The sequence below is a fragment of the Oceanicola sp. D3 genome (genome assembly GCF_006351965.1).
In the GTDB taxonomy this organism is placed as follows: domain Bacteria; phylum Pseudomonadota; class Alphaproteobacteria; order Rhodobacterales; family Rhodobacteraceae; genus Vannielia.
In genome coordinates, this window is sequence record NZ_CP040932.1 from 2,440,220 (window position 1) to 2,459,117 (window position 18,898).

Below are 18,898 nucleotides of genomic sequence, written 5' to 3' on the forward strand. Positions count from 1 at the left end.
CCCCAGGCTCACCCGAGCGGGGTGTTGCTGGCCGCGACGACGGCCATTGTGCTCTGATCTGTCAGTTCCAACTCGTCTTCATCGCTGAGGTGCAAAATCTCGGCAAGTCGGGCGCGGGCACGGTTGGCGCGGCTCTTGACGGTGCCCACGGCGCAGCCGCAGGTGACGGCGGCCTCATCGTAGGACATACCAAGTGCGCCGACGAGCCACAGGGTTTCGCGCTGTTCATCGGGCAGGGTCGCAAAGGCTGTTTGAAAATCGGCGAGGGCAAGGCGGCCATCATGATCGGGTTTAGAGGCAAGATTGCCCGCCATCACCCCATCCACATCAGCCACTTCCCGGCCAGACTTGCGGCGTGCCGAATAAAAGGTGTTGCGCAGGATCGTGAAAAGCCAGGCCCGAAGGTTGGTGCCCGGTTTGAACTTGTCAAAGTTGCTCCATGCCTTGACCACGGAGTCTTGCACCAAGTCATCAGCCTGCGCAGAATTTCTGGCAAGGCTCATGGCAAAGGCGCGCATTGCAGGAAGATGCTTAACGATCTCGTCGCGCGGATCGCTCGGTGGAACTTCGGCTGCGGCTGTTGTCATTTGCTGGAACCGCCTTCTCCATCCTGCTGACGCAGGCGGTTGATAAGATCCGTGAACCTGTCTGGCACATCTTCCTCGACCTGCGCCTGAAACACCCGGCGCAAGTTTTCGTCGATCTGCCGACGCAATCCGTCTCCAGCCTCTTTTTGCTGCTCTTTCATCGCTACCTTCTTGCCTTTCTGCGTCACCTGACCCACCCGTATTTATCGGCCATCCCGGTCAAAACCCTTAGGCACGCCAAATGGTTCCAAAGTTTTTTCCCTGCTGCGCACATTATTTTGGAACCAAACGCCGCGCCCCCACGTTTGGTTCCGTAACGCCAATAAAAAAACGGGTAAGGCAACATGAATAGTGCACCTTCCGAAAGCTTTGCCGATGGCATCGCGCGGGAACTTCCATACCTGCGCCGCTACTCCAGAGCGCTGACCGGGAGCCAGAAATCGGGGGACGCCTATGCAGCGGCCACCCTTGAGGCCATGCTGGACGACCCCGAGCTGGGTGACCGCTCGCGCAGCCCCAGAGTGGCGCTCTTTGCCGCCTTCCACGCGATCTGGACAAGCTCCGGCGCGCCGGTGGAAGCCACTGAGGGAGACAGCTTTTTGGCCGCGCAGGCCAACCGCCATATGTCTCCGCTGACGCCGGGCACACGAGAAGCGCTGCTGCTTTACACGATCGAGCAGTTTTCCTATGCGCAGATCGGTGAAATCACCAATTGCACCGAGGAAGAAGCCGAAGAGATGGTGGCGACGGCGCAGGAAGAGATGGCCAAGTCGATCAGCGGCAAGGTGATGGTGATCGAGGACGAGGCGATCATCGCCATGGATCTCGAAACCGTTGTTGGCCAGATGGGCCACCGGGTGACAGGCGTTGCCCGCACCCACAAGGGCGCTGTGCAGCTAGCGCAGCAAGAGCGCCCCGACATGATCCTTGCCGACATTCAGCTGGCCGATAACAGCTCTGGCATTGATGCGGTCAACGACATTCTGGGCGAGTTCGGCGAGATGCCTGTGATCTTCATCACCGCCTTCCCCGAACGGCTGCTGACGGGCGAAAAGCCCGAGCCGGTGTTCCTCATCACCAAGCCCTACACTGAAGAGCAGGTGCGCCTTGCGGTGAGCCAGGCCATGTTCTTTGCCTCCACGGTGACGCTCGTCGCCTGAGGCCATTCCAGTTCCCTCGAAGAAGGCGGGTCCGGCGTTCAGTCGGTCCCGCCTTTTTGTTGGAACAGACGGTAGATCGCCTTGCAGCGCGCCACCGGCACCTCGCCGTCGGTGATGAGGGCTTGGGTAAACAACATCTTACCGGTGCGTTTCACCACCTCTGGCGTGGCCTCGATCCATGCGCCGGGCTGGCCGGGGCCGAGATAGTCGATATCCAGCGTGATCGTTGCCATCTTGCCAACCAGCGGGGCCGCGCCGGGCCTGCCGCTGTAGGTTTCGTTGAAGACCCGCGCGAGGATATCGGCAAAGGTCGCTGTTACGCCGCCATGGCAGACGCCGTTGACGTTGAGGTGCTTCGGCTCAACCCGAAAGCCCACGGTGCGCGAGCCATCACTGTTTTCGCGCAGAAACCACGGGCCCATCGCCTCGTCCACCGCACAGAGCGTGGTGAGCGGGGCGTATCCATCGGGCGGCGGCAGGCTTTGGGATTGGTCTGACATGCCCGGCACGCTGCCCCGCGCCGCAACCGGCGTCAATGCGGATAGCTTTACATACAAATGCAAAGGTCTGGTTAACGCCCTGTCGGCTCTGCCGCGCGGGGCCAGCATCAGCCGAGAAAGCAAGGCTCCGACATACCACGCCACGCTGTAGCGCCTTTTCAACTTGGTCTGCGCCCCGGCCATTTCTGTGCATTGCGCCTTGTTTTCCTGGGGCTTGTCGGGCGAACCCCTGAACGTAAGCCATTGCAATCAGCCTGCTCCTGACGCATTTCGGGGAACGATTGACAGGCTTTCTGGTTGATATCAACATAAGGACACCATGGACCCGAACCTCCCCCTAGACGTGACCCATGAGGTTGGATCTGCTTGCCTTTGCCTGCGTGCGCAGCGGGCGGCGCGGCAGTTGGCGCGGGTATTTGATGAGGTTTTTCGGCCACTTAACCTGACCAATGGGCAGTTTAGCCTGTTGATGAGCCTCAACCGCCCTGCCCCGCCCCGGCTGACGGATCTGACCGGGCAACTCGGCATGGATCGCACAACCCTGACGGCCTCGGTGAAGGTGCTGGAGCGGCGCGGGTTGATGCGGCAGGAGCCGGACGAAAAAGATAAGCGCGCCAAGCGGTTACTGCTTACGGCAGACGGCCGCGCGCTGCTTAAACAGGCGGTGCCGATCTGGCGGGAAACCCATGCGCGGATCGAGGCGGATCTGGAGCGGATAACGGCCCATGAGATGCGGGACGGGCTGGACCAGCTGGCGGGGCGTTAACCCCAAAAAGCAAAGGGCAACATCCTGTGCACAAGTGATGCACAACCTATGCACATGTCATTTGACATAGAGGCGAGGAGTTAACCCACCGCTCAGAAGCCGAGTGTGGCGTTCACCGCGCGCTTCCAGCGCGCGTATTTCTCTTCCCGCGCAGCATCATCCATTTTGGGCGAAAAGCTACGATCCAGTGCCCAGGTTTCGGCAAAGCCGGCCTTGTCGGGGTAGACCCCGGCGCGCTGGCCAGCGAGCCAAGCCGCGCCCATAGCCGTGGTCTCCAGCACCTTGGGGCGGTCTACCGGTGCGCCGATGATATCGGAGAGGAACTGCATCGCCCAATCGGAGGCGCTCATGCCGCCGTCTACGCGGAGCGCCGTTTCGCTGCCGCTGCTCCAGTCGGCCTTCATGGCCTCCAGCAGATCGCGAGTTTGATAGCCAACGCTTTCGAGCGCGGCGCGGGCAAACTCGGCGGGGCCGGTGTTGCGGGTGAGGCCAAAGACGGCACCGCGACAGTCGGCATCCCAATAGGGCGCACCGAGGCCGGTGAAGGCGGGCACCATCACCACCCCCTGCCCCGTGTCGGCGGTTTCGGCCAGCGGCTGGGTTTCACCCGCTTCGCGGATCAGCTTGAGGCCATCGCGCAGCCATTGCACCACCGCCCCGGCGACGAAGATGGAGCCTTCGAGCGCATAGGTCGGCTTGCCGTCGAGTTGGTAGGCGATGGTGGTGAGCAGGCGGTTTTCGGATTTCACCGGCTCGCTGCCGGTGTTGAGCAGGGCAAAGCAGCCGGTGCCATAGGTGGATTTCATCATGCCCGGCTCAAAGCAGGCTTGGCCCACGGTGGCGGCCTGCTGATCGCCCGCGACGCCGAGAATGGGGATCTCGCGCCCGCCGAAAAGATCGGGGCGGGTCATGCCGAAGTCGGCGGCGCTGTCTTTCACCTCGGGGAGCATCGACATGGGGATATCGAGCAGGGTGCACATATCTTCGGACCAAGCGCCGCGGCGGATGTCGTAGAGCATGGTGCGGGCGGCGTTGGTGGCGTCGGTGACGTGGGATGTGCCGCCGGTGAGGTGCCAAATGATCCAAGAGTCCACGGTGCCGAAGGCCAGCTCGCCCGCCTCGGCCTTGGCGCGCGCGCCTTCGACACTGTCGAGAATCCAGCGCAGTTTGGTGCCGGAGAAGTAGGGATCAAGCAGCAGGCCGGTGGCCTCTGTGACCGCCTCTTCATGGCCCTTCTCCTTAAGGTCACGGCAGAAATCGGCGGTGCGACGATCTTGCCAAACGATGGCATTGTGGATCGCCTTGCCGGTTGCACGATCCCACACCACGGTGGTTTCGCGCTGGTTGGTGATGCCGATGGCGGCGATGTCACCGCTGGAGGCCCCGGCTTTTTCAATCGCGGCGCGGCAGGTGGCCGCTGTCGTCGTCCACAGGTCGGCGGCCTCATGCTCGACCCAGCCGGATGCCGGGAAGTGTTGGGTGAACTCCTCCTGCGCGGTGGCGGCGGGCTTCAGCGCCTCATCGAAGAGGATTGCGCGGGAGGACGTGGTGCCCTGGTCGATGGCGAGAATGTAGGTCATGTCATGTCCTCCCTTGGTTTGGATGGTTTAGCGCGGGATTGAGGCGGCGTCACCGGGGCCGCTCCTTGGCGGTGGTGCCGCCTGAGTTCAGCTGCGAGGTGGGCTGCAAGGGCCGATGAGCCGCCCTGCCCGCTCAGGGGAAAGCGCGGCCAAGGGCGCGGGCGTCCAGCGGGACCAGAACGAAGCCGCCGAGCCAGGCTGCACCGGCCTCTTCCAACGCCTCGGGTGGCGGGCTTTCGGGCAGGGCGATGGCCTGAAGGATCATGCGGTGCAGCAGCCCGCCCTCCACCGCCACCCGCAGCACACAGTTGAAGGCATCGGGTGTGGTCTTTTGTGCGGTGCCCATCAGCCCGCGCCACGGGCGCTCGAAACGGTGGCAGAGCATGGTGTAGGGCTCCAGCCCCGGCTCTACCTGCATGGTCACGATCTCGCCGGTGGGGGCCATGGCGGCCAGCGCCTGCCCGTCGAAGGCGTGCAGCATCTCTGCTGCCATGTCCTCGCTTGGCGGGCGGGTGCGGCCGACGAAGGGGCCGAGGACGATCATCAGCAGCACCACGGCCACCACCACGACGGCGGCGCGTTTCAGGAAAACATTTCTGGGCGGTGGGGCTGGCGGCATGGCACGGCTCCGTCGGGGCACTCAAGGGATTGGCGCAGGGTGACGGACGCATGGCTAGCCTGTCAAAGAATAAGTTGCCGGGGCCACCCGGTAAGGGCAGCCCCGGCTTGAGGAGGAAAATCAGTTCCAGGAGGCGATCAGCTCATCGTAGCTGATGGTCTCCGGGGTGGGATCCTCGTTGTCGAGCTTGGCCTTGGGCGCGCCCTCCATCGAGAGCCACTCCTGCGGGTCTTTCTCTTCGTTCATGACCGGGCCGAGATCGCCCTGAACACCTGCGCGCTCAAGCCGCTCCAGCACCCGCTCCTGATCGGCGCAGAGCGAGTCCAGCGCTTCCTGAGGGGATTTGGCACCCGACATCGCATCGCCGATGTTCTGCCACCAGAGCTGTGCCAGCTTGGGGTAGTCCGGCACGTTGGTGCCGGTGGGCGACCACTGAACACGGGCCGGGGAGCGGTAGAACTCGACCAGACCGCCCAGCTTGGGGGCGCGCTCGGTGAAGCTCTCGTCCTGGATCGTGCTCTCGCGGATGAAGGTCAGGCCAACGTGGCTTTTCTTCACGTCCACGGTCTTGGAGGTGACGAACTGGGCATAGAGCCAGGCCGCCTTGGCACGGTCGATCGGGGTGGACTTGAGCAGCGTCCAGCTGCCGGCGTCCTGGTAGCCGATCTTGGTGCCCTCTTCCCAGTAGGCGCCATGCGGCGAGGGGGCCATGCGCCACTTGGGCGTGCCATCCTCGTTGAGCACCGCATCAGCCCCGTCACCCACCATGTCGGCGGTGAAGGCAGTGTACCAGAACATCTGCTGGGCGATGGAGCCCTGCGCAGGCACCGGGCCAGCCTCGCCGAAGGTCATGCCAGCCGCGGCGGGGGGAGAATACTTCTCCAGCCACTCGATGGCCTTGGTCACGGCGTAAACCGCAGCGGGGCCGTTGGTTGCGCCGCCACGGGCGGTGCAGGAGCCGACGGGCTGGGAGTTTTCGTTCACACGAATGCCCCACTCGTCGACCGGCAGGCCGTTGGGCTCGCCCTTGTCGCCCATGCCAGCCATGGACATCCACGCGTCGGTGTAGCGCCAGCCGAGGGACGGGTCTTTCTTGCCGTAGTCCATGTTGCCATAGACGCCCTCGGAGGGGCCGCCGGCGTAAGACATGTCACGCCCGGTGAAGAACTCGGCGATGTCTTCATAGGCCGACCAGTTGACCGGCACGCCGAGGTCGTAGCCGTAGGCTTCCTTGAAGTCGGCCTTGGTCTTCTCGTCGTTGAACCAGTCGTAGCGGAACCAGTAGAGGTTGGCGAACTGCTGGTCGGGCAGTTGGTAGACCTTGCCATCGGGGCCGGTTGTGAACGACAGGCCGATGAAGTCTTCAAGGTCGAGGCCGGGGTTGGTGACGTCTGCCCCCTCGCCTGCCATCCAGTCGGTCAGGTTGTGGGCCTGCTGATAGCGCCAGTGGGTGCCGATCAGGTCGGAGTCGTTGATGTAGGCATCATAGACGTTCTCGCCCGACTGCATCTGGGTTTGCAGCTTTTCGACCACGTCGCCCTCGCCGATGAGGTCGTGGGTGATCTGGATGCCAGTTATGGCGGTGAAGGCCGGGGCCAGCACCTGGGCCTCGTACTCGTGGGTGGTGATGGTTTCGGAGACCACCTTGATGTCCATGCCAGCGAACGGTTGCGCGGCATCGACGAACCACTGCATCTCGGCTTCCTGATCTTCGCGGCTCAGCGTCGAAAGATCGCCGATTTCGGCATCGAGGAACTCCCGCGCCTCGTCCATACCGGCAAAGGCCGGCACGGCAAGGCTAAGGGCCACCGCGAGCCCGCCGGTAAAGGCGGTGGTGGATCTGAGATTGAGCTTCATGTTTTCTCCTCCCTGTTGGGTTATGAAGCGCCGCATTGGCTGCGGCCGTTATTCCTGCGCTACACCCAGCGGAACACCGCTGCGGCATAGATCAGGCAGAGGACCAGCGCCCAAGGTTGGGCGATGCCGGTCAATCCGAGCCAGGCCAGGTTGATGAAGGCCGAGCCGAGAAGGGTGATGAAGAGGCGGTCGCCCCTTGTGGTTTCGATCTGGAGCACGCCCTTGCGAGGCGTCTCGGGGTACTTGATCGCCAGAATGGTGAAGGTGACCAGCAGGCTGGCGATCACGAGGAAGAATATGGCGGTGGGCCATGTCCATGCCATCCAGTCCATTAGTTGGAACCCTCGCTTTCAGCAGCTTTTTTACTGGTTTCCGAGACGCCAGAAACTTTTGAAGTTTCTGCAAACAGCCCGCCAACAAAGCCCACCAATGTTCCGAACAATGCGTAAGAGCTTTCTTTCGGTATGTGGCCGTACATTGTCAGAATCACGATGGAGGGCACGACTAAGGCAAAGCCAAAACAGGCAACAACAAGCCTCGGATGATCACTGCCGAGTCGGCCCATCGCCAACCACAAACCGGTAAGACTGATCACGGTCAGGACCGTCGTAATTGCGATGTCGTCAACATAGTTAATCATTTCACTCTCCATTTGATCACACCCTCCCCAGGGCGAAGCCCTTGGCGATGTAGTTGCGCACGAAGTAGATCACCAGCGCTCCGGGGACGATGGTGAGCACGCCGGCGGCTGCCAGCACGCCCCAGTCGAGGCCGGAGGCGGAGACGGTGCGGGTCATGGTGGCGGCGATGGGTTTGGCGTCGACCGTGGTGAGGGTGCGGCTGAGGAGCAGTTCGACCCAGCTGAACATGAAGCAGAAGAAGGCGGCGACGCCGATGCCGCTCGCGATCAGGGGCATGAAGATTTTGACGAAGAAGCGGGGGAAGCTGTAGCCGTCGATATAGGCGGTTTCGTCGATTTCCTTGGGGACGCCGCGCATGAAGCCCTCCAAGATCCAGACCGCGAGGGGGACGTTGAAGAGGCAGTGCGCGAGGGCCACGGCGATGTGGGTGTCGAAAAGGCCGACCGAGGAGTAGAGCTGGAAGAAGGGCAGCGCGAAGACGGCAGGCGGGGCCATGCGGTTGGTGAGCAGCCAGAAGAAGAAGTGCTTGTCGCCGAGGAAGTGGTAGCGGCTGAAGGCGTAGGCTGCCGGGAGGGCCACGGCGACCGAGATCACCGTGTTCATCACCACGTAGATCAGCGAGTTCACATAGCCCATGTACCAGCTCGGGTCGGTCAGGATGACCATGTAGTTGGCGAAGGTCAGATCCTGCGGGAAGAGGCTGAAGCCGCCGAGGATTTCGGCGTTGGTCTTCAGGCTCATGTTCAGCAGCCAGTAGATCGGCAGCAGGAGGAACAGCAGGTAGAGGCCCATCACGATGGCCGAGCCTTTGACGCGGACGCGCGGCGCTTTGGCGGCGGGGGTCAGGGTGGCGTCAGTCATTTCGCGTCCCTTTTGTCGAGGTTGGTCATGACCGTGTAGAACACCCAGCTTACCAGCAGGATCACGAGGAAATACATGATCGAGAAGGCGGCGGCTGGCCCGAGGTCGAACTGGCCGATGGCCATTTTCACGAGGTCGATGGAGAGGAAGGTGGTGGCATTGCCCGGCCCGCCGCCGGTGACCACGAATGGCTCGGTGTAGATCATGAAGCTGTCCATGAAGCGCAGCAGAATGGCGATCATCAGCACCCCCTGCATCTTCGGGAGCTCGATGTAGCGGAACACCTTCCAGCGGCTGGCCTGGTCGATCTTGGCGGCTTGGTAGAAGGCATCGGGGATGCTCTGGAGGCCGGCGTAGGCGAGGAGCGCGATGAGCGAGGTCCAGTGCCAGACATCCATGACTACTACGGTGATCCAGGCATCCAGCACGTCGCGGGTGTAGTTATAGTCGATCCCGATGGCGGCGAGGGTGTGGCCAAGCAGGCCGATGTCGACCCGGCCGAAGATTTGCCAGATGGTGCCGACCACGTTCCACGGGATCAGCAGCGGCAGCGACATGAGGACGAGGCAGACGGAGGCCCATACGCCCTTCTTGGGCATGTTCAGCGCGACGAAGATGCCGAGCGGGACTTCGATGGCGAGGATGATGCCGGAGAAGGCCATTTGCCGCCAAAGCGCGTTCCACATCCGGTCGCTCTCGAGCATTTCCTCGAACCATTCCAGCGCGACCCAGTAGAACTCGTTGTTTCCGAAAGTGTCCTGCACGGAATAATTGACCACGGTCATAAGCGGGATGACGGCGGAGAAGGCGACGAGGATCAGGACCGGGAGGACGAGGAACCACGCCTTGTTGTTCTGGGTCTTTTCCATCAGGCGGTGCCTCCGGTTGCGCGGTGGTCATCCTCGGGCTTGACCCGAGGATCTCTTGAGGAATGGTCCGCCCGGATCGGGGAGATCCTCGGGGCAAGCCCGAGGATGGCGGGATTGCCGGCGGCGGCGCGGGGTAAGATTCCGTGGTGCATCATGCCGCCACCTCAGGGCTGACGCGCCAGTCGTCGGCGTAGACGTTCACATGGGCCGGGTCGAAGGCAACGCGGGTCATGTCGGCGCCGATCTCATCCCCCTCCCCTGCGATCACGTTGATCTCATTGCCGAAAAACTCGGCGCGGACGATCTTGTGGCGGCCCACGTCTTCCACCCGGCGGACCTTGACCGGCAGGCCCTCGCTGGCGGAGAGCTTGGCGTATTCGGGGCGCACGCCGAGGGCCACGCGGCCCTGAAGGTCGCCGTAGCCATGGGCCAGCGCCAGCTCGGCGCCGTCGATATAGGCGCGGTTGCCCTCGACCTTGGCGGGGATCAGGTTCATCCCCGGGGAGCCGATGAAGTAGCCCACGAAAGTGTGCTCGGGGCGCTCGAAAAGCTCTTCGGGCGTGCCGATCTGGACCACGCGGCCATCGTGCATGACCACCACCTTGTCGGCAAAGGTGAGCGCCTCGGTCTGGTCGTGGGTGACGTAGATCATCGTGTGGCCGAAGTCGTGATGGAGCTGTTTGAGCTGGGTGCGCAGCTCCCATTTCATGTGGGGGTCGATCACGGTGAGCGGCTCGTCGAAGAGCAGCGCGTTCACATCCTTGCGGACCATGCCCCGGCCGAGGCTGATCTTTTGCTTGGCGTCGGCGGTGAGGCCACGGGCCTTTTTTGCAAGCACCTCTTCCATACCGATCATCCGGGCGATCTCGCCCACGCGCTCGGCGACATAGGCCTCGTCATGGCCGCGGTTGCGCAGCGGGAAGGCGAGGTTATCGCGCACGGTCATCGTGTCGTAGACCACCGGAAACTGGAACACCTGCGCGATGTTGCGCTCGGCGGTGGCGGCGTGGGTTACGTCCTGGTCGCCAAAGAGGATGCGCCCGCGGGAGGGCTGGAGCAGGCCGGAAATGATGTTGAGCAAGGTGGACTTGCCGCAACCGGAGGCGCCAAGCAGGGCGTAGGCGGCGCCATCTTCCCAGACGTGGTTGAGCTCCTTGAGGGCAAAATCATCCTCGCTCGCCGGGTTGGCGAGGTAGGAATGGGCGAGGTTGTCTAGCGTGATCTGGGCCATGGCTCTACCTCATGCCGCCGCCGCATAGGAGGCCGGTGCAACCAGCGCCCCCTCTGCATCGAAGATGTAAACGTGGGAGGGATCGAGCCAGACGGCGAGGTCGGTTCCCGGTGCGAGATCATGCACCCCATGCACCAGCCCGACCCAGCGCTCGCCAGCGTGGTCGAGGTGCACGAAGGTTTCCGACCCCGTCAGCTCGGTGACGGAAAGGCGGGTGTTGAAGTGCATGGCCTCGGGGCTGTGCTGGCTGATTTCGAGGTGGTTGGGGCGGAAGCCCGCGAGATAGCGGCCATCGGGCAACTCGGAGAGTGCGCCGGCGGCGGGAGCGGACTGGCCCTCGCCGAACATCAGCTTTGCGCCGGTTTTCGAGACTTGCAGGAAGTTCATCGGCGGGTCGGAGAAGACCCGCGCGGTGGTGGCATCGACCGGGCGGCGGTAAACATCCGGCGTGGGGCCGAACTGGGTAACGCGGCCTTCCCAGAGGGTTGCGGTATTGCCGCCGAGCAGGAGGGCTTCTTCAGGCTCGGTGGTGGCGTAGACGAAGATTGCGCCGGATTCCTCGAAAATTTTAGGGATCTCGACGCGGAGTTCCTCGCGCAGCTTGTAGTCGAGGTTGGCCAGCGGCTCGTCGAGCAGCACCAGCCCTGCCCCCTTTACCAGCGCACGGGCGAGCGCACAGCGCTGCTGCTGGCCGCCCGAAAGCTCCAGCGGTTTGCGATCCAGCATGGGGGTGAGCTTCATCATCTCGGCGGTCTTGTGAACGGCGGCGTCGATGGTGGCGCGGTCCTTGCCCTGAAGGCGCAGGGGGGAGGCGATGTTGTCGTAAACCGTCATCGAGGGGTAGTTGATGAACTGCTGGTAGACCATGGCCACCTGCCGGTCTTGCACGCGCATGCCCGTCACGTCTTCGCCGTTCCAGAACACCCGGCCCTCGGTGGGTTGGTCGAGCCCGGCCATGAGGCGCATCAGGCTGGTTTTGCCTGATGAGGTGGGGCCGAGAAGCACGTTCATCGTGCCGTTCTCCAAGGTCAGCTCCGTGGGGTGGATGTGCGTATCACGCCCCACCATCTTGCTCACGGATTTGAGTTCCAGAACCATGCCTCTCCCCTATTCCGCCGCCGCCGGGCGTGCATCGCGCCCTTGTTTCTTGGCGTGGCTTTTCATGTATGTCTCCAGCGCCCCGGCCTGTTCGGGCGTGAGCCGCAGGCCCAGCTTGCTGCGCCGCCACAGGATATCCTCGGCGGTGCGGGCATATTCATGGGCCATCAGCCAATCTACCTCCACCCCCGTCAGCCCTGCGCCGAAGTCCTGCCCCAGATCGGAGACGGATTTGGCCGCGCCCAGCAGTTTGCGGGCATCGGTGCCGTAGGCGCGGACAAGGCGCGCGGCCTGTGCGGGCTGGAGAAAGGGGTAATCGGCGGTGAGCGCCTCGGCAAGGGCGGGTGCGCCATCATGGGCGAAATCGCCGCCGGGCAGCGGGGCGTCTTCTGTCCACTTGCGGCCAAGGCCCTGAAAATGCGGTGCGATCTTTTCGAGCGCGGATTCTGCGAGGCGGCGGTAGGTGGTGATTTTCCCGCCGAAGATGTTGAGCACGGGGGCGCCTGCAGAGGTATCGACCTTCAGCGTATAATCCCGCGTCGCCGCCGTGGCAGAGGCGGTGCCCTCGTCGTAGAGCGGGCGAACGCCGGAATAGCTCCAGACGATATCATCGGCGGTGATCGGGGCGGCGAGGTAGCGGCCTGCGAAGTCGATCAGATAGTCGCGCTCTTCATCGGTGCAGCGGGGCGGCTCATCGGGGCTTTCGTGATCGCATTCGGTGGTGCCGATCAGGGTGAAATCCTGCTCATACGGAATGGCGAAGATGATCCGCCCGTCCTCGCCCTGAAAGAAATAGGCCTTGTCGTGATCGTAGAGGCGGCGCGTGACGATGTGCGACCCGCGCACCAGCCGCACGCCCTCGGTGGAGTTGGAGCGGATGGTGTGGCTGAGGATATCGCCCACCCACGGCCCGCCGGCGTTGACCAGCATGCGGGCGTGATGGGTGGTGGTTGCGCCGCTTTCGGTATTTTGCGTTTCGACCCGCCAGATGCCGTTTTCGACGGCGGCGGAGAGCACCTTGGTGCGGGTGAGAATGCGGGCGCCGCGGGCCTCGGCATCGCGGGCATTGAGCACCACGAGGCGGGAGTCTTCGACCCAGCAATCGGAATACTCGTAGGCGTGAAGAAACCGCTCTTGCAGCGGCACGCCCTCGGGCGAGTCGGGCAGGCTGAGGGTTTGGGTGGCGGGCAGGATCTTTCTGCCGCCGAGGTGATCGTAAAGGAAGAGGCCGAGGCGGATGAGCCATGCGGGGCGGCGGCCCTTCATCCACGGCATGACGAAGGAGAGCAGGCGCGAGGTAGGCGTGGCCTTCTCAAACCTCATATCCCGATGATAAGGCAGCACAAATCGCATTGGCCATGAGATGTGGGGCATATTACGCAGCAGCACTTCACGCTCTTTGAGGGCTTCGCGCACGAGGCGGAACTCGAAGAACTCAAGGTAGCGCAGACCGCCGTGGAACAGCTTTGTAGAGGAAGACGAGGTGGCCTGTGCGAGATCATTCATTTCGGCCAGGGTGACAGACAGACCGCGGCCCGCCGCATCACGCGCGACGCCGCATCCGTTGATGCCGCCGCCGATTACGAACAGATCGACCGGTTGTGCGGGTGTCCCCTCTGGCACAGATCCCTCCCAAGTGTGCTGGGCCGATTTATGCACCGAGTCGCCGTGTAACGAAAGCAGAAATGTTCGTTTCTTTTCGTTTTTGATTTTGTCGCGTGCAAACATAGGCTTGCCGCGAGGCAGCGGAAATCGCCGCATTGCAGCGACCGCTTTGAAGGAGAACATGAATTGCCACCTTCCGCGCCTCTCCCCTGCCCTTTCGTGGCAAAACCATTTGCCGAACTTCGAGCCGCATGCGAAAAGAAACGAACATTGAAGATCAGGACAGACCACGCGTGAGCCAAGCCTTCCGCCACCCCGAAATGCTCGACATCATCCGTCGCGACGGCAAGGTCACGGTCGATGGGCTGGCCGAGCACTTTGGCGTCACGCTGCAAACCATCCGCCGGGATCTGAGCGAATTGGCCGATGCCGGGCAGATCGAGCGGGTGCATGGCGGGGCGATCCTGGCCTCGGGCACCCATAACATCGGCTACGAGGAGCGGCGCTCGCTGAACCTTGAGGGCAAGGCCGCCATTGCCCGGGCCTGTGCCGCGCAAATCCCTGAAAATGCGAGCATATTCTTGAACATCGGCACCAGCACCGAGGCGGTTGCCCGTGAGCTGATGCACCACCGCAGCCTGCTTGTTGTCACCAACAACATGAACGTGGCCAACATTCTTGCCGCCAACTCGGACTGCGAAATTGTGGTGACGGGCGGCAGCCTGCGCCGCTCGGACGGCGGGCTTGTGGGAAAGCTGGCGAGCGAAACGATCCAGCAGTTCAAGTTCGATCTGGCGGTGGTGGGCTGCTCGGCGATCGACCGGGAGGGGGATATGCTGGACTTCGACATTCAGGAGGTGGGCGTGAGTCAGGCGATCCTGGCCCAGTCGCGCCGCACCTTTCTGGTGGCTGATCATTCGAAGTTTCAGCGCACCGCCCCGGCCCGCATCGCCTCGCTGGGCGCGATAGATCGCTTTTTCACCGATGCGCCGCTTGCGCCCGAACTGGCCGCACTTTGCGACGGCTGGGGCACGGGCGTGGAGGTTTGCGGCTGAGGGCTGCCCCTTGTGCGCCGCCGCCGATCCGGGCAGGTCTTGGCGCGAAGGGAGCCCGGACATGCAGACAGACTTCGACGTTGCGGTGATAGGTGGCGGGATCGCCGGGGTTTCGGCCGCGGCAGAAATCGCCAAGGGCGCCTCGGTGGTGCTGATCGAGACGGAGCGGCAGCCGGGATACCACAGCTCGGGCCGCTCGGCGGCGCTCTTCGCGCCGGGCTATGGCAGCAGCGCCATGCAGGCGCTTACCGCCCTCTCCCGCCCGTTTTTCGACGCCCCGCCGGAGGGATTTGCCGATGTGCCGCTGCTCACCCCGCGTGGATTGATGCGCACGGCGAGCGAGGATCAGCTTGCTGCGCTGGAGGCCCTGCCGGGGCACATGCGTGACCCGGACCGGCTGATCTGGATGACTGGCGAAGAGGCTGAGGCGCGTGCGCCGATCTTGCGGCGGGGCCATGTGAAGCGCGCTTTTCTGGACGAGGGCGCGAGCGACATTGACGTGCATGCGCTGCTTCAGGGGTTCTTGCGGCAGGCCAAGGCGGCGGGCGCGCAGATGCGGATGGGTGCGCCTGTGACGGCGCTTGTGCGTGAGGGCGGCGGTTGGCGGGTGACGCTGGGCGACGAGAGCCTGCGGGTGGGCGTGGTGGTGAACGCGGCTGGGGCCTGGGCCGACGAATTGGCCGGGATGGCCGGTGTGGCACGCGTGGGCCTTCAGCCGAAGCGGCGCACGGCAATCACCGTGGCGGCGCCAGAGGGGATCGACGTGGCGGCGCTGCCGATGATCGTGGATGCGGCGGAAGACTTCTATGTGAAGCCCGATGCCGGGCGGCTGCTTGCCTCTCCGGCAGATGAAACGCCCTCCGCCCCCTGCGATGCCCAGCCCGAGGAGATGGACGTGGCGATTTGCGCGGACCGGCTGATGACCACCTGCGCGGTTGAGGTGCGCCGGATCGAGAGCAAATGGGCCGGGCTGCGCAGCTTTGCGCCCGATCACCTGCCAGTGGTGGGGTTTGCGCCGGGGGCGCCGGGCTTTTTCTGGCTGGCGGGCCAGGGGGGCACCGGCGTGCAGACCTCGCCCGGCATGGCCCGGCTTGCGGCCAAGCTGGTGCTGGGCCGCCCGGTGGCAGAGGCGGTGGGTGATACCGGCCTCAGCGCCGAGACCATCGCGCCGGGCAGGGCCGCGCTGGCGGGCTGAGGCCGGGGCGCGCGGCTCAGTCGAATTCGATGACTTGGCGGATCGCCTGCCCTGCGGCCAGCCGCTCGAAGCCTTCGTTGATCTCGTCGAGCTTGATCTTGTGGGTCATCAGCTTTTCGATCGGGAGCTGGCCCTGCTGCATCATCCGGGCAAAGCGGGGGATGTCACGCTTGGGCACGCAGGAGCCGACGTAGCTGCCGCGGATCGTGGCGTCGCTGACGGTGAGCGCGGCCACTGGCACCTCGAGCACCTTTGACGGGTGCGGAAGGCCCGCGGTGACGGTGACGCCGCCGCGCCGGGTGATCTTGCAGGCGAAATCGAGCGCGGGCACCACGCCGGCAAGCTCAACGGCCAGATCGACGCCGCCGCCGGTGGCTTCCTTGAGCTTTTCGACCGCGTTGGGCTCGGCCGGATCCACGGCCAGATGTGCGCCGAGCTCCAGTGCGAAAGCGCGCTTGCCTTCGGCGATATCGCAGGCGACCACCTGCCCTGCCCCCGCAGCTATCGCCCCGAGCAACCCGGCGAGGCCGACCCCGCCGAGACCGACAACGGCGCAGCTTTGGCCCATTTCGAGATGGCCGCCGTTGATGACGGCGCCGACCCCGGTGAGGACCGCGCAGCCGAGAAGTGCGGCCTTGTCGAGGGGGATGTCCTTGTCGATCTTCACCGCCGAGCCTTCGGCCACCACCGCGTGCTCGGAAAAGGCCGAGACGCCGATGTGGTGGTTTACCGCCGTGCCATCGACCGAGATCTTCTTTTTGCCGCTCATCAGCGTGCCAGCCGCCGCCGCGACTGCCGCCGGCTCGCAGAGCGCGGGGCGCCCCTCGGCGCAGGGCAGGCATTGGCCGCAGGTGGGCACGAAGACCAGCACCACGTGATCACCGGGTGCGAAGCGGGTGACGCCGGGGCCGACCTGCTGCACCACGCCACTGGCCTCATGGCCAAGCGCGACGGGCATCTCGCGCGGGCGGTCGGCGTTGATGGTGGAAAGGTCGGAATGGCAGAGCCCGGCGGCGGCCATCTTGACGAGCAACTCCCCCGGCCCCGGAGGCGCAAGCTCGGCCTCGACGATCTGCAGCGGTTTGCTTTGAGAATAGGGCCGCGCGGCCCCCATTTCGCGCAGAAGCGCCACCCGCGTTTTCATTGGCAAATCTCCCTGACTTTTGCCCCGGCACCATTGCGCCGCACCCCGGGCTTGTCCATCCCCGCTTGACAAGGCTGCCGCGCCGGGGCGAGATTGTAATCGTTTACAAGTGCTGCCGCCGCGGGAAGTTTACCCCGCAATGTAAACGATTACACGGCCCGAAAAGGGCCTTGGGGGAAGAGATGCACAGCATCACGCCGAAAGGATGCATCAGGTGAGCGCCGCCTTTGAGGGGCAGCGTGTTCTGGTGATCGGTGCAAGCCGCGCGGGCATTGGCGCGGCCATTGCACGGGCGTTTCAGGACGCGGGCGCAGAGGTGACGATTACCGGCGTTGAGGCGGCCCCTGCCCCCGAGGATGCCGCCCGCTTTGCCTATCGCCAGCTTGATGTAACAGACGGTGCCGCCGTGGAGGCGCTTTCTGCCGCCATGCCCCGGCTCGACGTGCTGGTGAACGGCGCGGCGATCACGGCGCGGGGCGAGGAGATGGCGCCGGAGTTCTTTTCCAAGGTGGTCGACATCAACCTGACCGGCACCATGCGCTGCGCCCTCGCCTTTCGGCCGCAACTGGCCGAGGCCAAGGGCAGCCTGATCAACATCGCCTCGATGTATGCCGGGTTCGGCAGCCCGAAGAACCCGGCCTATGGGGCCTCAAAGGCGGCGGTGCAGCAGCTGACCAAGTCGCTCGCCATCGCCTGGGCAGAGGATGGCATCAGGGTGAACGCGGTGGTGCCGGGCTTCATTGTAACGGCGCAATCGGCCCGGAGCCGCGAAGACGCGACACATGTGGCCAATGTGAACGCCCGCACCCCGCTGGGCCGCTGGGGCCAGCCCGAGGATATCGCCGGGCCGGTGCTGTTTTTGGCCTCGGAGGCGGCAGCATTCATGACGGGAGCATGCATTCCGGTTGACGGGGGCTACTCGGTTGTTTGAGACTTTCACACAGGGAGGCGCCCCGCTCTGGGGCGAAACGCGATGACGGATTTCTCGCGCATCGGCGTTGCCGTGATCGGCACCGGCTTTATTGGAACGGTTCACGTTTGGGCGCTGCGGCGGCTGGGGGTGGATCTGCGGGGCGTGTTGGGCTCTTCGCCCGAGCGCGGCGCGAAGGCGGCGGCTGGGCTGGGCGTGGCCTCGTTTGACACGCTGGAGCAGCTTTGCGCCGATGAGAGCGTGCAGGCGGTGCATGTGACCTCACCCAACCACCTGCACTACCCGCAGGTGAAGGCGCTGATCGAGGCGGGCAAGCATGTGGTTTGCGAAAAGCCGCTGACTATGACGGCGGCGCAATCGGCTGAGCTGGTGGCGCTGGCCGAGGCTTCGGGGCTGGTCTGTGCGGTGTGCTACAACATCCGTTTCTACCCGCTGAACCAGCAGGCGCGGGGCATGGTTGCGGCAGGTGAGCTTGGGGATTTGCGCCTGATTACCGGCCACTACGTGCAGGACTGGCTCGCCAAGCCGACCGACTGGAACTGGCGGCTGGAGGGCGACAAGGGGGGCGACCTGCGGGCGGTGGGCGACATTGGCACCCATTGGGCCGACCTCACCAGCTTTGTGGCGGGCGAAAAGCCGGTGGCGGTGCTGGCCGAGCTGAGCACCTTCCTCAAGCAGCGCGACAAGCCAACGGGGCCGGTGGAAACCTTTACCGCCGCTTCCGGCGCGACCGAGAAGGTTACGGTAACCACGGAAGATACCGCGCTGATATTGCTACGCTATCCCTCCGGAGCGCGGGGCTCTCTGACGGTAAGCCAGGTGTCTCCGGGGCGGAAGAATTCGCTGCGCTGGGACATTGCCGGAAGCACGGCCAGCGCGGAGTGGAACTCGGAAACGCCGGACCACCTGTTCATTGGGCACCGCGACGGCCCGAACCAGATTTTGCAACGCGATGCGGCGCTGATGAACGCCACGGGCGCGGCGGCGGCGCATTTGCCCGGCGGGCATGTGGAAGGCTTTGCTGACACGTTCTTTGCCCTGTTCTCGCAAGTTTACAGCGATGTGCTGGCGGGCGGGCGGCAGGAAGCATCGACCTGGGCGAGCTTTGCCGACGGGCATTTTGAGATGGAATTCTGCGAGGCGGTCCTTGCCAGTGCGCAAAGCGGCGCATGGGTGAAGATCGGCGGATAAGACAAGGA

At 64.1% G+C, this 18,898-nt stretch carries 20 protein-coding genes; 6 read left to right on the top strand and 14 right to left on the bottom strand.

Features of this window, described 5'->3' with window-relative positions:
* Positions 1-8 precede the first annotated feature (8 nt).
* Positions 9-587, bottom strand: a complete 579-nt coding sequence (locus tag FHY55_RS12370; RefSeq protein WP_140014485.1) for an RNA polymerase sigma factor — start codon at positions 585-587, stop codon at positions 9-11.
* Positions 584-775: a NepR family anti-sigma factor gene (locus FHY55_RS12375; RefSeq protein ID WP_140014486.1), complete on the bottom strand. Its 192-nt coding sequence runs from the start codon at positions 773-775 to the stop codon at positions 584-586. The genes FHY55_RS12370 and FHY55_RS12375 overlap by 4 nt, the downstream gene beginning before the upstream one ends.
* 156 nt (positions 776-931) lie before the next feature.
* Here FHY55_RS12375 and FHY55_RS12380 point away from each other — a divergent pair, with 156 nt between their 5' ends.
* Complete coding sequence (locus tag FHY55_RS12380) at positions 932-1,747, top strand: response regulator (protein WP_140014487.1); 816 nt, start codon at positions 932-934, stop codon at positions 1,745-1,747.
* A gap of 38 nt (positions 1,748-1,785) precedes the next feature.
* On the opposite strand, the gene FHY55_RS20540 is transcribed toward FHY55_RS12380, so the two are convergent.
* Positions 1,786-2,247, bottom strand: a complete 462-nt coding sequence (locus FHY55_RS20540; protein WP_168222995.1) for a PaaI family thioesterase — start codon at positions 2,245-2,247, stop codon at positions 1,786-1,788.
* 469 nt (positions 2,248-2,716) lie between these two features.
* Between FHY55_RS20540 and FHY55_RS12390 the strand changes: the two genes are divergently transcribed.
* Complete coding sequence (locus tag FHY55_RS12390; RefSeq protein WP_371706929.1) at positions 2,717-3,013, top strand: MarR family winged helix-turn-helix transcriptional regulator; 297 nt, start codon at positions 2,717-2,719, stop codon at positions 3,011-3,013.
* 92 nt (positions 3,014-3,105) lie between these two features.
* On the opposite strand, the gene glpK is transcribed toward FHY55_RS12390, so the two are convergent.
* The 10 genes from glpK to glpD form a co-directional block, all read right to left on the bottom strand.
* Positions 3,106-4,593, bottom strand: coding sequence for a glycerol kinase GlpK (gene glpK, locus FHY55_RS12395; protein WP_140014490.1), 1,488 nt, complete (start codon positions 4,591-4,593; stop codon positions 3,106-3,108).
* A gap of 133 nt (positions 4,594-4,726) precedes the next feature.
* Positions 4,727-5,212 carry a hypothetical protein gene (locus FHY55_RS12400; RefSeq protein ID WP_140014491.1) on the bottom strand — a complete coding sequence of 162 codons (486 nt, stop codon included), beginning with the start codon at positions 5,210-5,212 and terminating at the stop codon, positions 4,727-4,729.
* Between the two features lie 120 nt (positions 5,213-5,332).
* Positions 5,333-7,069, bottom strand: coding sequence for an ABC transporter substrate-binding protein (locus FHY55_RS12405; RefSeq protein ID WP_140014492.1), 1,737 nt, complete (start codon positions 7,067-7,069; stop codon positions 5,333-5,335).
* A 59-nt stretch (positions 7,070-7,128) separates the two neighbouring features.
* The gene (locus tag FHY55_RS12410; protein WP_140014493.1) at positions 7,129-7,401 is read right to left on the bottom strand and encodes a DUF2160 domain-containing protein; all 273 of its coding nucleotides are present in this window, start codon (positions 7,399-7,401) and stop codon (positions 7,129-7,131) included.
* Positions 7,401-7,709, bottom strand: a complete 309-nt coding sequence (locus FHY55_RS12415; protein WP_140014494.1) for a hypothetical protein — start codon at positions 7,707-7,709, stop codon at positions 7,401-7,403. The genes FHY55_RS12410 and FHY55_RS12415 overlap by 1 nt, the downstream gene beginning before the upstream one ends.
* Positions 7,710-7,725: 16 nt before the next feature.
* Positions 7,726-8,571 carry a carbohydrate ABC transporter permease gene (locus tag FHY55_RS12420; RefSeq protein WP_140014495.1) on the bottom strand — a complete coding sequence of 282 codons (846 nt, stop codon included), beginning with the start codon at positions 8,569-8,571 and terminating at the stop codon, positions 7,726-7,728.
* Positions 8,568-9,440 carry a carbohydrate ABC transporter permease gene (locus tag FHY55_RS12425; RefSeq protein WP_140014496.1) on the bottom strand — a complete coding sequence of 291 codons (873 nt, stop codon included), beginning with the start codon at positions 9,438-9,440 and terminating at the stop codon, positions 8,568-8,570. The genes FHY55_RS12420 and FHY55_RS12425 overlap by 4 nt, the downstream gene beginning before the upstream one ends.
* Positions 9,441-9,591: 151 nt before the next feature.
* Entirely contained in the window at positions 9,592-10,671 is a 1,080-nt protein-coding gene (locus FHY55_RS12430) for an ABC transporter ATP-binding protein (RefSeq protein ID WP_140014497.1), read from the bottom strand.
* Positions 10,672-10,680: 9 nt separating this feature from the next.
* Positions 10,681-11,769 (bottom strand): ABC transporter ATP-binding protein, encoded by a 1,089-nt coding sequence (locus FHY55_RS12435; protein ID WP_140014498.1) that lies wholly within the window; start codon positions 11,767-11,769, stop codon positions 10,681-10,683.
* Positions 11,770-11,778: 9 nt separating this feature from the next.
* The gene (gene glpD, locus FHY55_RS12440; protein WP_254695296.1) at positions 11,779-13,392 is read right to left on the bottom strand and encodes a glycerol-3-phosphate dehydrogenase; all 1,614 of its coding nucleotides are present in this window, start codon (positions 13,390-13,392) and stop codon (positions 11,779-11,781) included.
* Positions 13,393-13,667: 275 nt separating this feature from the next.
* On the opposite strand from glpD, the gene FHY55_RS12445 reads away from it, so the two are divergent.
* Both FHY55_RS12445 and FHY55_RS12450 read left to right on the top strand, forming a co-directional pair.
* Positions 13,668-14,429, top strand: coding sequence for a DeoR/GlpR family DNA-binding transcription regulator (locus tag FHY55_RS12445; RefSeq protein ID WP_140014500.1), 762 nt, complete (start codon positions 13,668-13,670; stop codon positions 14,427-14,429).
* Between the two features lie 61 nt (positions 14,430-14,490).
* Complete coding sequence (locus tag FHY55_RS12450; RefSeq protein WP_140014501.1) at positions 14,491-15,624, top strand: FAD-binding oxidoreductase; 1,134 nt, start codon at positions 14,491-14,493, stop codon at positions 15,622-15,624.
* Positions 15,625-15,640: 16 nt separating this feature from the next.
* Here the strand turns inward: FHY55_RS12450 and FHY55_RS12455 are convergent, their stop codons facing one another.
* Entirely contained in the window at positions 15,641-16,768 is a 1,128-nt protein-coding gene (locus tag FHY55_RS12455) for a zinc-dependent alcohol dehydrogenase family protein (RefSeq protein ID WP_140014502.1), read from the bottom strand.
* Between the two features lie 205 nt (positions 16,769-16,973).
* Here FHY55_RS12455 and FHY55_RS12460 point away from each other — a divergent pair, with 205 nt between their 5' ends.
* Positions 16,974-17,699, top strand: a complete 726-nt coding sequence (locus FHY55_RS12460; protein ID WP_140014503.1) for an SDR family NAD(P)-dependent oxidoreductase — start codon at positions 16,974-16,976, stop codon at positions 17,697-17,699.
* A 42-nt stretch (positions 17,700-17,741) separates the two neighbouring features.
* Complete coding sequence (locus FHY55_RS12465; RefSeq protein ID WP_140014504.1) at positions 17,742-18,890, top strand: Gfo/Idh/MocA family protein; 1,149 nt, start codon at positions 17,742-17,744, stop codon at positions 18,888-18,890.
* Positions 18,891-18,898: the final 8 nt, after the last annotated feature.

Coding starts and splice junctions, on each gene's coding strand:
- FHY55_RS20540 (WP_168222995.1), bottom strand. CDS start 2,247: ATGTCAGACCAATCCCAAAGCCTGCCGCCGCCCGATGGATACGCCCCG.
- FHY55_RS12455 (WP_140014502.1), bottom strand. CDS start 16,768: ATGAAAACGCGGGTGGCGCTTCTGCGCGAAATGGGGGCCGCGCGGCCC.
- FHY55_RS12420 (WP_140014495.1), bottom strand. CDS start 8,571: ATGACTGACGCCACCCTGACCCCCGCCGCCAAAGCGCCGCGCGTCCGC.
- FHY55_RS12465 (WP_140014504.1), top strand. CDS start 17,742: ATGACGGATTTCTCGCGCATCGGCGTTGCCGTGATCGGCACCGGCTTT.
- FHY55_RS12430 (WP_140014497.1), bottom strand. CDS start 10,671: ATGGCCCAGATCACGCTAGACAACCTCGCCCATTCCTACCTCGCCAAC.
- FHY55_RS12410 (WP_140014493.1), bottom strand. CDS start 7,401: ATGGACTGGATGGCATGGACATGGCCCACCGCCATATTCTTCCTCGTG.
- FHY55_RS12380 (WP_140014487.1), top strand. CDS start 932: ATGAATAGTGCACCTTCCGAAAGCTTTGCCGATGGCATCGCGCGGGAA.
- FHY55_RS12460 (WP_140014503.1), top strand. CDS start 16,974: ATGCATCAGGTGAGCGCCGCCTTTGAGGGGCAGCGTGTTCTGGTGATC.
- FHY55_RS12405 (WP_140014492.1), bottom strand. CDS start 7,069: ATGAAGCTCAATCTCAGATCCACCACCGCCTTTACCGGCGGGCTCGCG.
- FHY55_RS12435 (WP_140014498.1), bottom strand. CDS start 11,769: ATGGTTCTGGAACTCAAATCCGTGAGCAAGATGGTGGGGCGTGATACG.
- FHY55_RS12415 (WP_140014494.1), bottom strand. CDS start 7,709: ATGATTAACTATGTTGACGACATCGCAATTACGACGGTCCTGACCGTG.
- FHY55_RS12450 (WP_140014501.1), top strand. CDS start 14,491: ATGCAGACAGACTTCGACGTTGCGGTGATAGGTGGCGGGATCGCCGGG.
- glpK (WP_140014490.1), bottom strand. CDS start 4,593: ATGACCTACATTCTCGCCATCGACCAGGGCACCACGTCCTCCCGCGCA.
- FHY55_RS12425 (WP_140014496.1), bottom strand. CDS start 9,440: ATGGAAAAGACCCAGAACAACAAGGCGTGGTTCCTCGTCCTCCCGGTC.
- FHY55_RS12400 (WP_140014491.1), bottom strand. CDS start 5,212: ATGCCGCCAGCCCCACCGCCCAGAAATGTTTTCCTGAAACGCGCCGCC.
- FHY55_RS12390 (WP_371706929.1), top strand. CDS start 2,717: ATGAGCCTCAACCGCCCTGCCCCGCCCCGGCTGACGGATCTGACCGGG.
- FHY55_RS12370 (WP_140014485.1), bottom strand. CDS start 587: ATGACAACAGCCGCAGCCGAAGTTCCACCGAGCGATCCGCGCGACGAG.